General features: G+C 73.0%; 14 protein-coding genes and 1 pseudogene. 10 read left to right on the forward strand and 5 right to left on the reverse strand.

The genetic code is table 11. The features are described 5' to 3' along the window. Positions 1–42: 42 nt before the first annotated feature. Complete coding sequence (locus tag ACZ4YL_RS09200; protein WP_468114957.1) at positions 43–1,422, forward strand: tetratricopeptide repeat protein; 1,380 nt, start codon at positions 43–45, stop codon at positions 1,420–1,422. On the opposite strand, the gene ACZ4YL_RS09205 is transcribed toward ACZ4YL_RS09200, so the two are convergent. Then, complete coding sequence (locus ACZ4YL_RS09205) at positions 1,385–2,908, reverse strand: MFS transporter (protein ID WP_468114958.1); 1,524 nt, start codon at positions 2,906–2,908, stop codon at positions 1,385–1,387. The genes ACZ4YL_RS09200 and ACZ4YL_RS09205 overlap by 38 nt on opposite strands. 48 nt (positions 2,909–2,956) lie before the next feature. Further along, a complete protein-coding gene (locus ACZ4YL_RS09210) occupies positions 2,957–3,535 on the reverse strand; it encodes a TetR/AcrR family transcriptional regulator (RefSeq protein WP_468114959.1) in 579 nt (192 codons plus the stop codon). A 112-nt stretch (positions 3,536–3,647) separates the two neighbouring features. Here ACZ4YL_RS09210 and rpmG point away from each other — a divergent pair, with 112 nt between their 5' ends. From rpmG to ACZ4YL_RS09225, 3 genes are read left to right on the forward strand one after another with little or no spacing between them, the layout of a single operon-like run. After that, a complete protein-coding gene (gene rpmG / locus ACZ4YL_RS09215; RefSeq protein WP_382543629.1) occupies positions 3,648–3,812 on the forward strand; it encodes a 50S ribosomal protein L33 in 165 nt (54 codons plus the stop codon). A 37-nt stretch (positions 3,813–3,849) separates the two neighbouring features. Continuing rightward, positions 3,850–4,098, forward strand: coding sequence for a type B 50S ribosomal protein L31 (locus ACZ4YL_RS09220; RefSeq protein ID WP_468114960.1), 249 nt, complete (start codon positions 3,850–3,852; stop codon positions 4,096–4,098). After that, positions 4,095–5,237: a CobW family GTP-binding protein gene (locus tag ACZ4YL_RS09225; RefSeq protein ID WP_468114962.1), complete on the forward strand. Its 1,143-nt coding sequence runs from the start codon at positions 4,095–4,097 to the stop codon at positions 5,235–5,237. The genes ACZ4YL_RS09220 and ACZ4YL_RS09225 overlap by 4 nt, the downstream gene beginning before the upstream one ends. 103 nt (positions 5,238–5,340) lie before the next feature. On the opposite strand, the gene ACZ4YL_RS09230 is transcribed toward ACZ4YL_RS09225, so the two are convergent. Next, positions 5,341–5,583, reverse strand: coding sequence for a DUF6158 family protein (locus ACZ4YL_RS09230; protein WP_468114964.1), 243 nt, complete (start codon positions 5,581–5,583; stop codon positions 5,341–5,343). 527 nt (positions 5,584–6,110) lie between these two features. Between ACZ4YL_RS09230 and ACZ4YL_RS09235 the strand changes: the two genes are divergently transcribed. Together ACZ4YL_RS09235 and ACZ4YL_RS09240 are read left to right on the forward strand one after the other, a co-directional pair. After that, on the forward strand, positions 6,111–6,710 hold the full coding sequence (locus ACZ4YL_RS09235) for a TetR/AcrR family transcriptional regulator (RefSeq protein ID WP_468114965.1): 600 nt from the start codon (positions 6,111–6,113) through the stop codon (positions 6,708–6,710). Beyond that, positions 6,707–8,008 (forward strand): annotated as a pseudogene (locus ACZ4YL_RS09240) (MFS transporter); the annotation flags it as partial. The gene ACZ4YL_RS09235 and the pseudogene ACZ4YL_RS09240, both read left to right, overlap by 4 nt. Here the strand turns inward: ACZ4YL_RS09240 and ACZ4YL_RS09245 are convergent. Beyond that, positions 7,973–8,881, reverse strand: coding sequence for a LysR family transcriptional regulator (locus tag ACZ4YL_RS09245; RefSeq protein ID WP_468114967.1), 909 nt, complete (start codon positions 8,879–8,881; stop codon positions 7,973–7,975). The pseudogene ACZ4YL_RS09240 and the gene ACZ4YL_RS09245 overlap by 36 nt on opposite strands. Positions 8,882–9,073: 192 nt before the next feature. On the opposite strand from ACZ4YL_RS09245, the gene ACZ4YL_RS09250 reads away from it, so the two are divergent. Next, entirely contained in the window at positions 9,074–9,613 is a 540-nt protein-coding gene (locus ACZ4YL_RS09250; protein ID WP_468114968.1) for a DUF6817 domain-containing protein, read from the forward strand. On the opposite strand, the gene ACZ4YL_RS09255 is transcribed toward ACZ4YL_RS09250, so the two are convergent. Continuing rightward, complete coding sequence (locus ACZ4YL_RS09255; RefSeq protein ID WP_468114970.1) at positions 9,610–12,498, reverse strand: TIM-barrel domain-containing protein; 2,889 nt, start codon at positions 12,496–12,498, stop codon at positions 9,610–9,612. The genes ACZ4YL_RS09250 and ACZ4YL_RS09255 overlap by 4 nt on opposite strands. A 167-nt stretch (positions 12,499–12,665) precedes the next feature. Between ACZ4YL_RS09255 and ACZ4YL_RS09260 the strand changes: the two genes are divergently transcribed. The 3 genes from ACZ4YL_RS09260 (at position 12,666) to ACZ4YL_RS09270 (ending at position 14,518) form a co-directional block, all read left to right on the forward strand. Continuing rightward, entirely contained in the window at positions 12,666–13,097 is a 432-nt protein-coding gene (locus tag ACZ4YL_RS09260; RefSeq protein WP_468114971.1) for an FAD-dependent monooxygenase, read from the forward strand. Positions 13,098–13,311: 214 nt separating this feature from the next. Beyond that, a complete protein-coding gene (locus ACZ4YL_RS09265; RefSeq protein ID WP_468114972.1) occupies positions 13,312–13,512 on the forward strand; it encodes a hypothetical protein in 201 nt (66 codons plus the stop codon). A 58-nt stretch (positions 13,513–13,570) separates the two neighbouring features. Continuing rightward, positions 13,571–14,518, forward strand: a complete 948-nt coding sequence (locus tag ACZ4YL_RS09270; RefSeq protein ID WP_468114974.1) for a hypothetical protein — start codon at positions 13,571–13,573, stop codon at positions 14,516–14,518. Positions 14,519–14,543 lie beyond the last annotated feature (25 nt).

Here is a 14,543-nt window from a genome sequence, read left to right on the forward strand (position 1 = left end):
TCCCGCTGAATACTGGGGAGTTCGAGCGACCAGGGGGACTTCATGGACGAACCGGCCCGGATCGGCCGCAGGGTGCAGCGCATGCGCGGTGAACTCGGTCTGACCCAGAGGCAGTTGGCGGAGCCCTCCTACACCTCGGCCTATATCTCCACACTGGAGTCGGGCAAGGTCCGGCCCTCCGAGACCGCGCTGCGCTTCCTCGCCGCCCGCCTGGGCACCTCGTACGAGGAGCTCACCACCGGCCGCCCCGCCCACCTGGCCACCGAGCTGCGGCTCGCCCTCACCGACGCCCAGCAGACCCTCGCCACGGGCGCGGCCGACGAGGCCGCCGCGCGCTACCGGCGGCTGCTCGCCGAGGCCGAGCAGCTCGGGCTGGCCCCCGAGCAGGCGGAGGCCCGGCTCGGGCTCGGCGACTGCGCGCTGGAGTCCGGTGAACTGCCGGAGGCGATCAGCCACTTCGAGGCGGCGGAACGCCTCCTCGCGGACGAGCCGCTCCCCCGCCGGGCCCGGCCGATCCGCGGCCGGGCCGTCGCGCACCTGCTCGCCGGTGAGCTGCGCTACGCCTGCTACCTGCTCGAATCCACCATCGACGAACTGGGCGCGAGCGGGCTGGCCGATCCCGAGGCGCTGGTGCTGCTCAACGCCGCGATCATCGGGCCGTACCTCGACATGGGAGCCCATGCCCGCGCCGCCCGCGCCGCCGAGCTCGCGCTCGCGCTGGCTCCGCAGGTCAGTGATCCGGCGCTGGTGGCGGGCATGCACCGGCAGGTGGCCCGGACCTTCCTGGCCGGGGGGCGGGTGGCCGACGCCGACGCCTCACTGGCGAAGGCCCAGGAGATCTACGGGCAGCTGCGACTGCGGACCGATCTGGCGCACTGCCACTGGATGCGCGGCTACGTACAGGCGCAGAACGGCGAACTGGCCTCGGCCGAGCGGGAGTTGCGCATCGCCCGGGACATGCTGTCGGCCCGTCGCGCCGGGCTCTACACGGCGCAGGTGGAGGTGGAGCTGGCCGACGTACTGCGCCAGCTCGGCCGGTACGAGGAGGCCGCCGGGCTGCTCTCGGCGCTGCTGGAGCTGGGGGACAGCCATGGCGCCGTGCACGCGGGCGGCGCGCACCGGCTCCTCGGCCTGATGGCCGAGGAGCGCGGCGAGCCGGAGTCGGCCGAGGAGCACTACGTACAGGCCCTGGCGCTGCTGGAGCGCAGTGGGGCGTCGGGCGATCTCGCCGACCTGTGCCGGCTGCTGGGCGATCTGCTGCGGCGTACGGGCCGGGTCGAGGCGGCGATGGACGCGTACCGCACGGGCCTGGGGCACCGGGCGGCGCCCGGCACCACCACGCTGGGCCCGGCGCCCGCCGCACCCGCGCTGCGGCCCGCCCGGATCAGTGGTTCTCGGTGGGCTGCAGGTCCCGCGGAATGAGCGTCCAGGTCGTGGCCGCCGCGGCGACCGCGAGTACGGCGGCCAGCAGGAAGGCCGGTGTGATCGCCAGGGTGTAGGCGTGCGAGGCGGTGTCGAGCAGGGCCTGGCCGACGGCGCCGCCGATGCGTTCGGCGGTGTGCGCGGCCTCGCCGACGGAGCCCTGTACGGCGGCGGTGCTCGGGCCGTCCAGCTCCAGGGCGGGCAGGTTGCCGCGGTAGAGCGCCGCCGCGGTGGAGCCGAGGACGGCGACGCCCATGGCCGATCCGAGTTCGTAGCAGGTCTCCTCGATGGCGGCGGCACTGGAGACCTCGGCGGCGGGCGCGGCGGAGACCAGGGTCACCGAGGCCACGGTGGTGGCGAGGCCGGCACCCAGGCCCATCACGGTCAGGGCAGCGGCGAAGGCCGGGTAGCCGAGGTCGGTGAACTGCTGGAAGGTCCAGGGCAGTGCCATGCCGGCGGCCAGGACGACCAGCCCGGCACCGAGGACGTGGCGGATGGCGAAGCGGTGCATCAGCGACGGGGCCGCCATCGAGGCGGCGATGAGCGCGAGCGGGGCCGGCAGCAGGCGCACCCCGGCCTCCAGCGGGGTGTAGCCCTCGCCGTACTGGAACCACTGGGTGACGAGGAACAGGATCGCGCCCATGCCCACCATGGGCAGGAAGATCGCGGTGGCCGCGACGCTGAAGGCGGGCTTGGCGAACAGCCCTACCTGCAGCAGCGGGTTGTCCAGGCGCAGCTGGCGGCGTACGAAGACGGTCAGCGCGACGACGGCGATCAGGAGCAGGCCCCAGGGCAGCGGGTCGCCGATTCCGCTCTTGCCGAGCTGCTTGATTCCGCCCGCGAGGGCGAGCATGCCGACGACGGACTGGCCGACGCCCCACCAGTCCCACCCGCCGCTGCTGCGCGGGGAGCGCGATTCGGGGAGGTAGCGCAGGCCGGCCGCGACGATGACGGCGACGACGGGGAGGTTGAGGAGGAAGGCGGAGTGCCAGCCGTAGTCCTGGACCAGGAGTCCGCCGACGACCGGCCCGAAGGCCATGCCGCCGCCGAAGACGGCCGCCCAGACGGCGAGCGCGAAGGCACGCTCCTTGGCATCGGTGAAGACGGTGCGCAGGATCGACACGGTGGAGGGCATGATGGCCGCGCCGCCGATGCCGAGCAGGGCGCGGGCCGCTATCACGTGCCAGGCCTCGGTGGAGAACACGGCGATGAGCGAGGCGAGCGAGAAGATGCCGAAGCCCGCCATGAGCAGCCGCTTGCGCCCCCAGCGGTCACCGAGCGCACCCGCGGTGACCAGCAGTCCGGACAGGGCGAGCGCGTAGACGTCGATGATCCACAGCTGCTGTACGGCGCCCGGCTGGAGGTCGCCGACGAGCGAGGGGAAGGCCACGTTGAGGATCGTGGTGTCCATGGAGATGAGCAGGAGGCTGCCGGAGAGGATCGCCAGGACGATCCACCTGCGGGGAGCCGGCGCGGGGGTGTGCATGAGGTTCCGTTCAGAGGTGCGCACGGTGCGCACGGGTGGAGAGGAGCTTCAGGGCGCGGGAGCGCCGGCGGGGGGCTGCCCGGGCGGCCGCGTCCCGCCGAGGAAGGAGGTCAGCACGAGCCGGCCGATCTGGCGCGGGGCGAAGTGGCCGTCGCGCACGCCCTCGGCTGCGGCGTCGAGCAGGCCCCAGAGCGAGTACCAGATCCAGTACGGCGGCAGGTCCGCGCGCAGCCGGCCCAGCCGCTGGCCGAGGGCGATGAAGGCCACGGCCTGCTGGTCCTGCCGGTCGACGCCGGCCCGGAACTCCGGGTCCGCGAGGACGGTGGCGTCGCGCGAGGTGAAGCCGTAGAGGTGCGCGGCGGGCATCAGGGCGATGACCAGTTCCTCGATGGCGGTGTCGAAGGCGGCCGCGTCGGCGCTCTGCGTCAGGTCGAGCGGGGCCAGGCACCCGTCGACGACCTCGATCGCCCGGACGGCGACGGCCTTGAGCAGGGCCTCACGGGTCGCGTAGCGGCGGCTCAGCGTGGCGCGGCTGGTGCCGATGCCGGCGGCGATCTGCACCATCGAGGCGCTGTGATCCCCGGCGAGGACGCGGGCGGCGCCGTCCAGCAGTTCTTCTTCGTTCATCACGGCTGAGCCTCCTTCGCCTCGAACGATACAAGATTGTCTCATTCGAGGCAAAGAAGGCTCTCGATCCCACCTCTATTGAAAATGGGAACCATTTCCGTATACTGCCTTCATGGCACGCAACGAAGTACGCCCGATCATCAAGCTCCGCTCCACCGCCGGCACCGGCCACACCTATGTCACCCGCAAGAACCGTCGCAGCAACCCCGACCGCATGGTGCTGCGCAAGTTCGACCCGGTCGTCCGCCGGCACGTCGACTTCCGCGAAGAACGCTGACCCCGCCCCCTCCCCTCCCCTCGTCAAGGAGCGCACCGTGAAGCCCGCAATCCACCCCGCCTACGGCCCCGTCGTCTTCCGCGACAAGGCCGCCGACTTCGCCTTCCTCACCCGGTCCACCGCCACGAGCGACAGGACGGTCGAGTGGGAGGACGGCCACACCTACCCCGTCATCGACGTCGAGATCTCCTCGCAGAGCCACCCCTTCTACACCGGCACCGCCCGCGTCCTGGACACCGCCGGCCGTGTCGAGCGCTTCCAGCGCCGCTACGGGAGCAGGCCGTGACCCTGCCCGTCGTCATCGTCGGCGGGCTCCACGCGGACGCCCGCCGCAGTGCGGTGCGGGAGCTGCTGGCCGCCGTACCGGGCAGCGTGGCCCTGCACCACGACCTGGCCACGGCGGCCGGCGGAACCGTACGGCGCCTGGTGCGAGACGCCTCGGGCGAGCTGTCCCGGGGCGAGGCCCCGCTCGTGAACGACTGCGCGTGCTGCGCGCTGCGCGAGGACATGCTCCCGGAGCTGTGGCGCCTCGCTGCGGACGGACTGACCCGGCTCGCCGTCGTCGAACTGTGGGACTCCGTCGAACCGCGCGCCATGGCCGAGGTCGTGGCCGCGCACGGCGGCGAAGCCCTGGACCTCACCAATGTGATCACCGCAGTCGACCCCGCCCTCGTCCTGGCGTACCTCGCCAACGGGGACGACCTGGCGGAGGCGGGGCTCGCCGCGGCCCCCACCGACCGGCGGACCGTCGGGGACACCTGGGCCCGGCAGCTGGAGTACGCACCCGTCCTCGCGCTCGTCGACAGCGCGGAAGCGGACGACGAGGACCGCGCCCTGCTGGCCCAGCTGCACCCGACCGCCCGCCGGGTGGAGACGGGGTCCGGCGAACTGGCGCGCGCGGCCTTCGCCGGATTCGACACCGAGGCGGCGGCCGCCGCACAGCATCCGGCCTGCGCGCTGCTGCCGCAGGAGGCGGACGAGGCCGGGGTCTCCACCCTCGTCTGGCACCGCCACCGCCCCTTCCACCCGGAGCGGCTCTACGAGGCTCTGGAGGACCTCGCGGCCGGGGCCGCCCGCAGCCGGGGCCGCTTCTGGCTCGCCGACCGCCCCGACACCCTGCTGGCCTGGGACGCCGCGGGCGGCGCGCTCCGCGTGGAGACCAGCGGCCCATGGCTGGCCTCGCTGCCGGACGCCGCGTGGGAGATGGTGCCTCCCGTGCGCAGGGCGGCCGCCGCGCTGGGCTGGCACCCGGAGCACGGCGACTGCTGCCAGCACCTGGTCTTCACCTCGCCCGGCCTCGACCGCGAAGGGCTGGCGGGGCTCCTCGACTCGTGTCTGCTGACCGAGGCCGAATTCGCCGCCGGGCGGGAGGCGTGGAAGCGCCTGCCGACCGCCTTCGGTGCCTTCCTCGACCCCGTCTCCTGACCGTCCGGCAGGCCGGATCCGGGCCCGGTCACCGCCGGGCCCGGTCACCGCCGGGCCCGGTCACCGCCGGGGCCTGGTCACCGCCGGGGCCTGGTCGCCGGTTCTAGTCGCCGGTGTTGCGGGCGCGGGCTCCCGAGCGGGTGCGGCCCGCGGTCTGGGCCCGCTGCGGGTGGCGGCGTACGTACTCGTGCTCCAGCTCGTTCATCCGCTTCGTGTGGGTGACCAGGGCGTCGTCGGACCCGTGCAACAGGGTCTCGTGGCGCGTGCGGTGGATGGCCTCCAGCTCCTTTAGCAGCCGGCCCTCCTCCAGTTTCTGCGCCGACGGACCGCCGTCGTGCTCCGTCATGGCACGTGCACCTCCTCCACCGGGCCGCGGGATCAGACTTGACCCACCTCCCCGGCCACTCCATCATCCCCCGCACCACGGAACAGGGCCTCCGGGGCCGGGCGCGGTGCCGCCGGCCGTGGACGCGGTGCCGGCGGACGGGCGGGCTCAGACGCCGGAGGAGACCTCGGCCTTCTCGTCGGAGCCCGCGCCCCTCGCCTCGGCCGCCGCCAGCCTGCGGTTGCGCCGGACCCCCCGTATAACACCGCTGCGATCAGGCCGAGCGCGGTGACCGCGAACGACCAGCCGAACGTTTTCAGAAGCACTGGCTACCCCATCGTCGCGTACGGAGCTCCCCCGCGCCGTACATGGCTTTGCGAAACGTTGACCCTGAAGTCTAGAGCGACACCTCGCAGCCCCGACACATCCCCCGGGCCCAACGATTCCCAACTCCCGCTCGTCGCCGCGCCGCAGGCCTCGCCGAAGAGCACCCCGGCTCCATGGGCGAGCGAGTAGACACTGTCTACGCACCCTGGTAGACAGTGATCATGGACCAGGAGAGACCGCTCCGGGAGCGGCTGATCGACGTAGGCGTGGAACTCGTCATGAGCGAGGGCGCCGGCGCTCTCGGGCTGCGGGAGATCGCCCGCCGGGCGGGTGTCTCGCACGGGGCGCCGCGCCGGTACTTCCCCACCCACCAGTCCCTGCTGTCGGCGATCGCGCGGCGCGGGTTCGAGGATCTCGGGGTGCGCATCGCGGCGACGGCCGGCGCGCCGGAGCTGACCCCGCGACAGCGGGTGCGGACCCTCGGGTGCGCGTACGTCGGCTACGCGCTGGAACACGCGGGGATGTTCGCGCTGATGTTCCGGCATGACCTGCTGGACAGTACGGGCCAGGGTCCCTCCGAGGGACCGCGCCTGCGGGACACGACCCTCCCGATGTTCGATCTCCTCGTGACGCTCGTCCGCCGGTGCGGGGCGGCCGAACCCTCCGTCACCGCCGCCGCGTTGTGGGCCAACCTGCACGGCGTGGCGCAGTTGTGGCGCTGGGGCAGCCTGCCTCTGGCCCTCGGCGGCGCGCCGGCCGACGGCGTCGAACGGCTCGTCGGCGCCGCCGTCGACGCGCACCTCGGTCCGGAGCCCGTATGAGGCAGCGGATATCACTGCTCGTCAGCGTGGCGGGAGCCATGCTCGTCGCCCTGGACGGCACCGTACTGACCGTGGCGCAGCCGAGTCTTCGGCGCGACCTCGGGGCGAGCGTGGCGCAGGTCCAGTGGACCAGTACCGCCTATCTGCTGGCCGTGGCCGCGTTCCTGGTCGTGGCCGGGCGCCTCGGCGACCGGTACGGGCACCCAAGGCTGCTCTGCGTCGGCGTCCTCGGCTTCGCCGCGGCCTCGGCCGGCATCGTGTTCGCGCCCGGTGTGGGCTGGGTGATCGCGCTGCGCGCCGCGCAGGGCGTGTTCGGCGCCCTGCTGCAGCCCGCGACGCTGGCGCTGCTGCGGCTCGCCTACCCGCCCGACCGGCTCGCCACTCCGGTCGCCGTGCGGACCAGCGCGATCGGATTGGCCGCGGCGGCCGGTCCACTGCTCGGGGGTGTGCTGGTGGCGCGGTGGGACTGGCGCGCGGTGTTCGTGATCAATGTGCCGGTGGCCCTGGTGATCGCCGCGCTGACGCTCGCCGTACGGGCCCCCGCGCCGCCGCGGACGGAGCGCGGGCGGCCGGCGCTCACCGGCGCCGCCCTGCTCGCCACCGCCCTCGCGGTGTTCGTGCACGCGCTGGTCGGCGTGCCCGGGTACGGGTGGACCGCCGCGCCCACCGTGATCGGCTTCGGGGCCGCCGCCGGGCTCGCGGCCCTGTTCGTACGCCGCGAGCGGCGGGCCGCGCAGCCGTTCGTACCGCGCGCGGTGGCCCGGTCCACGGCGGTGACGGCCTCGATGGGGCTGCTGCTGATCGTCTCCGCGGGCATGTTCGGGGCGCTGTTCACGGCCACGTTCCATCTCCAGGACGTCGAGGGGCTGGACCCGCTCGCCACCGGCGTGCGGGTGCTGCCGCTGACCGCACTGATGGTGGCGGGGGCGCCGGTGGCGGGCCTGGCGCTGCGCCGGTTCGGTGCGCGCCGGACCGCGCTGGCCGGTACGGGGCTGGTCGTCGCCGGGATCGCCGGGCTGGGCTCCGCGTCCGCGGTGGCCTTCGGGGTGCTCGGCGCCGGGTTCACCACCGTCATGGTCACGGCCACCGGGGCCGTGGTCGGCGAGGCCCCGGCCGGGTACGCCGGGGTCGTCGGGGGGCTCAAGCAGACGGCCATGAACGTCGGCCCGGCCCTCGGGATCGCGGTCGCCGCGAGCGCCGGGCCGCACGGCTCGCCGCTGGTGGCGCTGGCCGTGCTGGCGGCCGTTGGACTGGTGGCGGCGTCATTGCTGCCCGGCGGCGCGCGCCCGGCAGCTGCGGGCGACCTCGTCGGCGAAGACGAGGGCGGGCGGGGCGAGGGCGGCCCAGCGGCGGACGGCCCAGCCGACCGCGAGCGGCGGCAGGGCGGGGATCGGCACGAGGCGCAGGGGGCCGTCGGAGCCGGGGACCTGCCAGCCGGGCAGCGCGGGCACGACGGCGTGTCCGAGGCCTAGTTCGGCGAGCAGCAGGGCGGTGTCCCAGTCGGCCACGCTGGTGTCGGAGCTCACCCGGACGCCGGATTCGGCGAAGGCGGCGTCGAGGTGGGCGCGGGAGGCGGAGTTCTCGGGCAGCCGGATGTGGCGGATGCCCGCGAGGTCGGCGGGGTCGATGCGGGCGCGGGCGGCGAGGGGGTCGTCCGCGCCGACGGCGAGCACCCAGGGCAGTTCCATGACGGGGCGCAGCTCGATGCCGCGGACCGGGCCGCCGATGGTGATCCAGGCGAGGTCGAGGTCGTCGGCGGCGAGGGCGTCGAAGCAGCTGCGGCTGGAGTTCTCGGTCTGGAACTCCAGGCTCACCTCGGGGTGGCGGCGGCGGAAGGTGACGACGGCCTCGGACATGAAGTGCCGCACGGTCGTCGCGCCGGTGGTGACGCGGACCGTGCCGCCGCCGCCCCGGACGAGGTCGTCCACGCGGCGCAGGGCGCCGTCGAGTCCGGCGATGCCGTCGGCGGCTGCCGCCTGGAGGATGCGGCCGGCCTCGGTGGGTACGACGCCACGGGCGTGACGCTCCAGGAGGCTCGTGCCGGTCTGCTTCTCCAGGCGGCGGACGTGCTGGCTGACGGCCGACTGGGTGCAGCCGAGGTCGCGGGCCACGGCACTGAGGCTGCCGGCACGGCAGACGGCCACGAACACACGAAGATCATCGAGGGTCATGAGACCCAAGGTATCGCTTGGAGGTGGGGAGTAAATCGGAGGATTGACTTGGGTTTTGGTTGGGATCAAGATCAATGCAGGGCCCGGGCGGCAACCCGTCCCTGCCCGTGCCACGGGGTCCGGAACCCAGGCACGGGCGGGGCCGGGTGTCGACCCGTCCGGCCCGTCCACGTCGACCGGAGGGACACGCCGGTGTCGGATCACGCCGCCGCATGGCTGCGGGAGCTCGGTGCGCAGGAGATCGCCCACCCGGGCGGGACCCTCCTCGCACACCTCGGGCGCGTACAGGGGCTGCTCGCGTCCTGGGGGGCGCGGCCCGCGCTCCGGCGGGCGGGCCTGTGCCACGCGTTCTACGGTACGGACGGTTTTCCCACCGCCCTGCTGCCGCTCGCCCGGCGGGCCGAACTGGCCGCGGTCATCGGTGACGAGGCCGAGGCGATCGTCTACGGGTACGCCGCCTGCGACCGCGCGGCTTCGTATCCGACGCTCGCCCGCGAGGAGGCGGCCTTCCGGGACCGGTTCACCGGCCGCGTGCACTCCCCCGCCCTGGAACTCCGGCGGGACCTCGCCGAGTTGTCGGCGGCCAACGAGCTCGACCTCGCGCGGATCGATCCCGCCTTCCGCGAGGCGTGGGGCGGCGAACTCCGCGCCCTGTTCTCACGGTTGCGCGGACTGCTGAGCGAGCCGGCCCGGCGGGAGTGCCGGGCCGTGCTCGGCGGTCTGGAGGGCTAGGGGGCGGGCCGGCCGGTGAGGGTGATCTCGGCGGCACTGGTCCAGGGGCCGCGGCCGCCCGCCTCGGTCAGTGCTTTCAGGCGGAGGTAGCGGCCGCTCTTCGGGGCGAGGGCCGCCGTCTTGGCGGCCGCGGTGTCGGCGAAGGTGCCGCTCGCCACCGGTGGCCCCCACTCGGCGGTGGTGTCGGATACGCAGACCTCGTAGCCGCCGATCCGGCCGTTGACGCCGCCGTCCTGGCGGGGCAGGTAGCCGAGGCCGTCCACCGCGTAGCGGGCGCCGAGGTCGATCTGGATCTCGTGCGGGAGCGGGGCGGGCTTCGCCGAGGACCAGGCCGAGTGCCACAGGGTGGCCGGGTTCCCGTCGAAGGCGCGCACGGCCGCGCCGTTCTCGGCGGCGGTCTCCTGGCTGTCGGCGTGGACCAGGGACCAGGCCGACCGGTCGATCGGGGCGGACGAGGGCAGGGCCGCCGCCGCGGGGACGCTGGTGCCGGTGGCCGAGACGCTGAACGCGCGTGCCGTGCCGGGCGTTTTGATCCACAGGATTCCGGAGCGGTCCGCCGGGTCGAAGTACCAGCCGGACGCGGCGGAGTCGTAGGCGGCCTTGGAGGCCAGGCCCGGCACGGGGGTCCCGTCCAGGGTGACGGTGGCGGGTGCGGTGGCCACGTGCAGGGTGAACTCGTAGCCGCGGGAGGCCGGTTTGCCGGTGTAGTCGCCGGTGGCGGCGCCCACGGAGACGGTGACCGTGCCGGAGCCGGCCGTCGGGGCGGTGACGTCGACCCGCAGGCGGGCGTAGGCGCCGGACCGGTACGCGCGGGTGCGGCCGTCGTCCTCGTAGAGGGTGAAGGAGGAGGTGCCGCGCGGGTGGATGTCGTAGGTGAGGGTGGAGACGGGCTTCTCGCCGCTGTAGTTCATCTGCGGCCACATCGGTACGACGGCTCCGCCCTTGGCGAAGAGCGGCAGGGTGTCGAGGGGTGCCTGGTACCCGTTCAGCCACCCCGGGCCCGCGTACGTACGGCCCGTCCAGTAATCGGTCCAGGTGCCGGCGGGGAGGTAGATGCCGTCGCGGACCGAGGTGTCGGAGACGACGGGCGCGACGAGGAGGGAGTCCCCGGCCATGAACTGGCCGCTGGTGAGGTTGCCGCGGGCCACCGGGTCGTCGGGATACTCCAGGACCATGGCGCGGGTGCTGGGTACGCCGCTCTCGTGGGCGACGCGGCTCATCGTGTACAGGTACGGCATCAACCGCATCTTGAGCTGCAGGTACTTGCGGTTGATCGACAGGTACGGCTCGGCGAAGCGCCAGGGCTGCTTGTCGTGGTAGCCGGCGGACGGGCCGGTCGCGCCCCAGCCGGACATGGTCATGAAGGCCGGGGTGAAGGCTTTCCACTGCAGGTCCCGGGTGTATGTCTGCGGGCTGCCGCCGAAGATGCCGTCGACGTCGCCGGCCGCGTAGTTGAGGCCGGAGAGACCCGCTCCGGTGATGGCGGGGACGTGCCAGCGCATGTCGTCCCAGGTGCCGTACGTGTCGCCGGTCCAGACGACGGCGTTGCGCTGGGTGCCCGCCCAGCCGTCGACGGTCCAGACGAAGCGGCGGGCGTCGGAGTTCTTCTCGATCCCGTCCACGGCTTGCCGTACACCGTCGAAGGCGTACTTGTAGCCGCTGCCGATCCAGGCCACGTCGGTCTTCACGCCCCGGCTGCCGGCCGTGCCCACCTCGTCGGCGATGGAGCCGAGGCCGGTGGAGGTCCACAGGCCCGTCTGGAAGCCCTTGGCCTTCAGGGCGTCCACCGTCGGCTTGAGGGGCGCGGTGTAGCCGCAGCCGTAGCCGTCGTTGGGCAGGAACCAGCCCGAGGGCATGTCCGCGGCCCGGGCGTCTGCGGCGTAGCCGACGACGTCGGGGGTGGTCTGGTGGCGGAGCCGGTTGTGATCGCCCTGGTAGTCGGGGTTGGAGGCGTTGAAACAGTCGGCGTTGCCGAGCTCGAAGCCCCACATCGGCGCCATGAACGGCTTCCCGCTGACGTCGGTGTACGCGTCGAGCACGGACTTGAGGGAGTCGCCGGTGAAGTACCAGGCGTCGAAGCGCTTCTCGTCGTGGGTGAGGGTGGTGGGCGCGTCGAAGCCGTAGGAGCCCGGGGCCCAGGTGTTGCGCATGGCGCCGTAGCCGTTGGTGGACATGTAGAAGGGGGCGGGGCTGGCGTTGTCGTTCTCGCGCCACTTGTTGTCGACGGCGATCGGTACGGTCTTGCCGCGCAGCGCCCACTCGCCCAGGCGCAGGCCGGTGCCGTAGAACTGCTCGTCCGTGCCCCGGGCCAGGTACTGGGTGGTCCGGTTGCCGGTCCAGTTGGTGGGCCGGGTCTCCTGCCAGACGGGGGTGGTGTCGTCGGCGCGGTAGACGGAGAACTGAAGGGGCTTCTTGTTGACCCGGATGGAGAGGGATCCGGTGGTGATCCGGTAGTACGCGCCGGCATCCGAGGAACTCGCGGTCACCGGACCGAAGTCGGTGGTGGGCGCGAGGTCGGTGCCGGCCGGGTCGTCGGTGAAGGACCCGTCGGGCGAGAGCCAGAGGCGGAAGATGTCGGCGCGGGCGACGACCACGCGGGCCTTGGCTCCGCCGGAGGCCGTGACGGTGAAGGTGTTCCCGGACCGGGTGAAACCGGTGACGTCGCCCGCCGTCGCCGTGGCTCCGGCGGGGGCGGCCGAGGCGGCCGAGGCGGGTAAGGCGGGTAAAGCGACCGGTCCGGCGGCGGCCAGACCTGCCACGGCGAGGGCGGCGGCGAGCAGGGCGACGGCCGGGGTGCGCCGCCCTCGCCGCCGCCGCGCCGCGTGCACTCGGCTGCCTGAAGGGCCTTGCCGACCCTGGCTCCTGCGGATGCTGGGCAGTCTCATGGGGCAGCTCCTCGTGCGGTCCGGGACACGGACACAGCTCCTTGGCATGCTCCTGGCAAGATAGCGCTCCGGTAGGCCTCGGTGAAAGATGATGCTCGAAATCGACTTTCCCCACGCATCTTTGAGCATCCTTCAGGCGACGATGGGACCTGGATAGAGTGCGGAGCATGGTGGGCGACGACGTCGACGTGGCAGTGGTGGGGGCGGGACCGGTCGGGCTGAGCGCGGCACTGCTGCTCGCCGCGGAGGCCGAACACGCGGGGGTGCGCGTGCACCGCTCGACCGCCGTCCGGTCCGTGGACGAGGACGCCGACGGCGCCACCGTACGGTCGGACGCCCTCGGCCCGGTGCCCACCCGCTGGGTCCTGGCGGCCGACGGCGCGTCCAGCACCATGCGCGCCCTGGCCGGACCGCGTTCCGCGGCCGGACGCACGCCGGCGCGTGGCAGCTCGCCGACCTGCGGGTGGAGGATCCCTCACTGGACCCGGCCCGGGTCCACATGGTCGGCGGTCCGCGCGGCCTGCTCGTCGTACTCCCGATGCACCTCGATGGCCGGGCCCCGGCCGAACCAGGTCCTGTCGTCGAAGTGGTGCCGGTAAGGCCCGCCGCGTCGGTCGTGCCCGGCGTCCGGTGCTCCGCAAGCGCGACTGGCGCTTCCCGACAACTGGACCGACCGACGGCCATTCACAGGTGAGCAGGTGGAAGAGAGCGGAAGGGTGTGGAAGGGAGTGGAAGGGGTCGTCAGCGCATCGTCCGCGGGGCGGACTTCCCTGGAATCCTCGGATTCGGGCGATGTAGCCAAAGGGGGCTCTCATGTTTCAGGAAATCGTTGCGCCGGGGGCTGTGGGATGGGGTCTGATCGCGGCGAGCGCGGTCGCGGTGGTGGCCCTCGTCGTGTGGGTACTGGGCCTGGTCCTGGCGCTGAAAGGCAGTGTCCCGGCGGAGCGGGCCGCGATCCTGCGCGCCTATGCCGCACTGCGCGTTCCGGGGTTCTGGCGCGGCAGGCGCGGGTAACGCAGGAATAGTCCGGAAGCGGTAACGAGCGGGTTACCCGGCATACAGGATGAGGGCCATGGACGACACCGAAGCCGGGGTCAGCGCAATGGACGTACTGCACCGCAACATCGAGCTTCTGCACCGCGAGAATACGAAACCGTCGACCCGGGAGATCGCGCGGCGCGCCGGGCACGCGGTGAGCCATGCGACCGTGGGCGAGATCCTCCGGGGCGAACGGGTTCCCCGTTGGCAGTCGCTGGAGCCCGTGGTGAGGGCACTCCACGGTGACGTCTCGGAGTTCCGCCGCATGTGGCTGGAAGTGGACGACAAGCGGAACGGCGCCCATGGGGGTGCCGAACTACCGCGTCCCGGCAGTGGCGACCGCCCGGCATGCGCCGGTGGTGACCGCGGGACACCGCAGGGCCCTTCCGTGGTCTCGTCGCGGGACTACTTCTGCTACGTGTCCCACTCGAAGGTGGAGCGGCTGTACGCGACGATGGCCGCTTCGTCAGGCGATACCGGCCCTGCGCATCCTGCGGTCACGGCGCTGTTCGGGAACGGCACGACGTTCGGACGGCCGCATCTGCTGCACGGCGGTTCCCTGGACCGGGCCGAGCTCATGCGGCAGCTACGTCACGTGCTCACGGGACTGGCCCGGCAGGGAGCCATCGCAGAACTTGAGGATGGGGATCCCCCGGCCGGCGCCCGGTACCTCCACCACGCCGGGGTCTTCCGGGCCCGGCCGCTCAACGGGCGCCACATCTCCGATCCGGCCGTCGACGTGGTGAGGCTGGAGTCCCGGTCACGACCAGGACTCCAGCTGGACTGCTCGCTGCGGTACTTCAGTGAAGCGGTGGACGGCAGGTACGCCGTGTCCTCGGAGACCAGCGCATTCCTCTCGCAGGGGTACGGGGAACTCGCATTCGACACGGTGTTCGTACTGCTGAGCCGCACACAGGACGCGCTGATCGGCAGCCCCATCTACCTGAAGCTATACAGCGGAGAGTGGCAGGAGGCTCTGTGACGGCAGCCGCGGACGGGAGTCCGCT

This window comes from Streptomyces sp. NPDC030021, assembly GCF_055574035.1.

Bases quoted from the DNA above. Each gene is read 5' to 3' on its own strand.
- ACZ4YL_RS09200 (WP_468114957.1), top strand. From the start codon at position 43: ATGGACGAACCGGCCCGGATCGGCCGCAGGGTGCAGCGCATGCGCGGT.
- ACZ4YL_RS09205 (WP_468114958.1), bottom strand. From the start codon at position 2,908: ATGCACACCCCCGCGCCGGCTCCCCGCAGGTGGATCGTCCTGGCGATC.
- ACZ4YL_RS09210 (WP_468114959.1), bottom strand. From the start codon at position 3,535: ATGAACGAAGAAGAACTGCTGGACGGCGCCGCCCGCGTCCTCGCCGGG.
- rpmG (WP_382543629.1), top strand. From the start codon at position 3,648: ATGGCACGCAACGAAGTACGCCCGATCATCAAGCTCCGCTCCACCGCC.
- ACZ4YL_RS09230 (WP_468114964.1), bottom strand. From the start codon at position 5,583: ATGACGGAGCACGACGGCGGTCCGTCGGCGCAGAAACTGGAGGAGGGC.
- ACZ4YL_RS09235 (WP_468114965.1), top strand. From the start codon at position 6,111: ATGGACCAGGAGAGACCGCTCCGGGAGCGGCTGATCGACGTAGGCGTG.
- ACZ4YL_RS09245 (WP_468114967.1), bottom strand. From the start codon at position 8,881: ATGACCCTCGATGATCTTCGTGTGTTCGTGGCCGTCTGCCGTGCCGGC.
- ACZ4YL_RS09255 (WP_468114970.1), bottom strand. From the start codon at position 12,498: ATGAGACTGCCCAGCATCCGCAGGAGCCAGGGTCGGCAAGGCCCTTCA.
- ACZ4YL_RS09260 (WP_468114971.1), top strand. From the start codon at position 12,666: ATGGTGGGCGACGACGTCGACGTGGCAGTGGTGGGGGCGGGACCGGTC.
- ACZ4YL_RS09265 (WP_468114972.1), top strand. From the start codon at position 13,312: ATGTTTCAGGAAATCGTTGCGCCGGGGGCTGTGGGATGGGGTCTGATC.
- ACZ4YL_RS09270 (WP_468114974.1), top strand. From the start codon at position 13,571: ATGGACGACACCGAAGCCGGGGTCAGCGCAATGGACGTACTGCACCGC.